General features: G+C 69.7%; 1 protein-coding gene. It reads right to left on the reverse strand.

All coding sequences use genetic code 11. The features are described 5' to 3' along the window. Positions 1–3,944 (reverse strand): condensation domain-containing protein (locus tag A8G15_RS28930; RefSeq protein ID WP_156665629.1); only part of this gene is annotated, 3,944 nt, incomplete at both ends.

Genomic DNA, 3,944 nt, shown 5'->3' on the forward strand with positions numbered 1-3,944 from the left:
CAACCCGATCGGCACCGACGACCCCGCCGACCGCTGATCGGCCCGCCACGACGTCACCTCCACCGCAGCCTCCGCCGGACCATAGGTATTCCACACCGGCACCGACCACAACGAGGACACCCGATCCACCACCGACCAGGTCAACTCCTCACCACCGGCCGACAGATACCGCAACCGCGACCCCGCCAACGACACCCCCGACTCCACCATCGCCGACATCACCGTCGGCACCAACTCCACGAACACCGCACCCGAATCCACGATCCGCCGACCCAGATACTCCAGATCCCGCTCACCCCCCTCCCGAATCAACTCACACCGCGCACCCACCAACACCGGCCACAACACCTCCGGCACCGCCGGATCGAAACTCGGCGACGTCTTCTGCAACACCACCTCACCCACACCCACCGGGAACTCCGACTGCCGCCACCGCACCAAATTCACGATCGACTCGTGCGAGACCACAATCCCCTTCGGCCGCCCCGTCGACCCCGACGTATAGATCACATACGCCGCCGACCCCGGCAACACCGACACCACCGGACCCGCATCAGCCGACGCCGACACCCACTCCGCCGAATCCACCAACACCACCGACGCACCCGACGCCGACAACACCGACGAAAAACGCTCCGCCACAACCGACGACGTCACCACAACCACCGGATCGACATCCGAGATCATGAACTCCACCCGCTCGGCCGGATACCCCACATCCACCGGAACGAACGCCCCACCGGCACACACCACCGCCCACGACGCCACCACCGACTCCACCGACCGCGGCAACAACACCACCACCCGCGACTCGGACCTCACCCCCACCGACGCCAACAACCGCGCACACCCGAACACCCGCTCACCCACACCGGCGAACGACAACGACACCCCCGCATCGTCCGACACCGCCACCGCATCCCCGAACGCGGCCACCGCCTCGGTGAACAACACCGGCAACACCGACGAACCACCCACACCCGGACCCAACGGCAACAACTCGACCGCCGTCACATCCGACACCACCGACCCCGCCGCCTCCACCGGCGACAACACCGACACCCCGGCCACCGGCACACCCACATCCACCGCACACTGCGCCAGAACACGCACGAAGCGGTCGACGAGGTCGGTCGAGAGGGCTGCGGGCAGCTCGGGGTGGTACTTGACGATCAGTTCGAGCTGTTCACCGGGCAGTACCAGCAGGGTCAGCGGGAAGCTGGTGCCGTCGTCGATGCCGCGCAGCTGCACGTCGAGCCCGCTGCCGGCGGTCGCTCCGGTGAAGTCACCGGGGTAGTTCTCGAACACCACGAGGGTGTCGAACAGTTCGTCGAGACCGGTGATGCGGTGCAGATCCGCCAGACCCACATGGTGGTGGGCCTGCAGCGCGGCCTGCTCGGCCTGCACCCGCCGCAGCAGTTCGGCGACGGTCTCCGCGGGACGCAGCCCGACACGCACCACGATGGTGTTGACGGTCATGCCGATCATGGCGTCGATGCCGTCGAGGTCGGCGGCGCGGCCGGACACGGCGGTGCCGAACAGCACCTCGTCGCGTCCGGTGACGGCGCCCAGCGCCAGTGACCACGCGACCTGCACGATCGTGTTGAGCGTGACCCCGGTGGCGCGCCGCAGTTTTTCGAGTCCCGAGGCGATCTCGGCGTCGACGGTGAGCGTGTGATCGACGCACGAGCCGGGTGCGAGGGCGCGGCCGCTCGCGAGCAGGGTGGGCTCGGACACGCCGGCGAGTGCCGCGGTCCACGCCGCCAGGTCGGCAGCCTCGTCGCGGTCGCCGAGCCACGTCAGGTAGTCGCGGTAGCGACGAGCGGGCGCGGCAACGGCCGGCGCGGCTCCGATCGTGATGCCGGTGCCGTAGGCACGCAGGAGAGCGTCGATCACCAGCGGCAGCGACCAGCCGTCGAACAGCAGGTGATGGTGGGTCAGCAGCATCCGGTGCTGACCGGACCCGTTGTGCACGAGGGTGATCCGCATCAGCGGCGGTACATCGAGATCGAAGCGGGTCTCGCGGTCCCGCACGGCGAGCTCGGTCCAGCGCCGGTCGAGGTCGCCGGGTGCCGAGTCGGACAGGTCGACTTCCTGCCACGGGACGGACAGACCGGTGGCGACGACCGCGACCTGGCGGCCGCCGTCGGTCGTGGTGAACGCCGACCCGAGCTGGGAGTGCGCGGCCAAAACCGCGTCGGCGGCGGCGCGCAACCGGACCGGATCGAGATCCCCGGTGATGTCGAGTGCCATCTGCACGACGTACGCGTCGTGTCCGGTGGTGTCGAACGTCGACTCGAACATCAGACCCTGCTGCAGCGGCGTCAGCGGAAGGACGTCGATCGCCGACGGGAAGCGTCCGGTCAGCTCGTCCAGTTCGTCGAAGTCGACGGAGGCGAGGACATCGGACGGGGTGAGTCCTCCGGCACTGCCCGACCGGCCGTGCACGGCAATGCCTTCGAGCAGTTCGATCCACAGTTCGGCGGCGCGGTCGACGACGCCGGGCCGCAGCGCCGCGGCTGCATATCGCCACTGTGCGGTGATGCCGACGGCGGTGGCCGCGGCATTGATCTCGAGCGGATGAGTCATGGGCATCGTCGGGTCGGACGACACACCGAGCGTTCCGACACCGTCCGAATTCTCGACCGGGCACAGCGTCCACGCGCCGTCGGCTCCGGCGGCGGGGGCCGAGTCGATGCGGCCGAGATAGTTGAACAGCACCGGGTGCGCCGGCCCCGCAGTGAGTTCGGTGGCGTGGTCGCCGCGGTACCGGGTGAGCAGTCCGTAGCCGATTCCGCGGTCGGGAATCTCGCGGATCTGTTCCTTGATGCGCTTGACCAGGCGCCCGGCGGTTGCCGTCCCGGCGACAACCGCATCGAGGTCCACCCCGGCGACGTCGAGTCGCAGCGGGTACAGGGTGGTCAGCCACCCCACGGTGCGGGAGAGGTCGAGTTCGGGTGCGATCGAATCGGATTCACGCCCGTGCCCTTCGACATCGACGACGAGCGCGGTCGCACCGGCTTCCTCGGCTGCGGCGGTCAGCGCCGCGGCCAGTGCGGCGAGCAGGATTTCGTCGACGCCGACGCGCAGCGCCGGGGCGACCACCGACGACAACGTCTCGAACACCTCGGGTGCGACGGTGATGTCGTGGACGGCCGACGCCGCGACGGTGTCCACGGCCGGATCGAGCGCGCGGCCGGTGAGCACGACGGCGCCGGCGGGGTCGACGACCTTCCGCCACAGGTCGGCATCGTCGGCGGCGAGGTCGGCGGCGGCTTCGAGCGCACGGCTCCAGGTGCGGAAGGACGTGACGGGACGTTCGAGCGATCCCGGCTGTTCGCACAGGCGTCGCAGATCGTCGAGCAGGATGTTCCACGACACCGCGTCGACGACGAGGTGGTGCGCGACGATCAGCAGGCGGGGTGCGGGTCCGTCGACGAGGAGGACGAACACGACCATCGTGCCCGACGCGGGATCGAGGGCGCGGTATGCAGACTGGACCGGTGCGGGATCGTCCGGATCACAGTGCTGTAGAACGATTTCGGTCTCGTGTTCGGCAGGTACGGTGAGGGTCCGGCCGTACGTCGGGTCGTCGACGACCCGGGCGCGGAGCACCGCGTGGGTCGCGACGAGCTCGCTCAGTGCGGCCCCGAGCGCGGCGTCGGTGAGGTCGGCCGGGAGCGTGACCACGCGGGCCTGGGCGTACCCGTCGACCCACGCGCCCTCCTGGGCGAGCAGATCGGTGACCATGGCGGTCGGCACGACGACACCGAGCGCGTCGTGAGGGCTCTCCGCCGCAACGACCAGCGCGTCGGCCGGGACCGCCCGCAACGCGAGGTCGGCGGGGGTCGGGGCTTCGAAGACGTCACGCGAGGTCAGCGCGAATCCGGCGCGACGGGCGGCGGTGACGACACGCAACGCGACGATGGAGTCGCCGCCCAGAT

It is taken from the genome of Rhodococcus phenolicus (assembly GCF_001646785.1).
GTDB classification, from domain to species: Bacteria; Actinomycetota; Actinomycetes; order Mycobacteriales; family Mycobacteriaceae; genus Rhodococcus; species Rhodococcus phenolicus.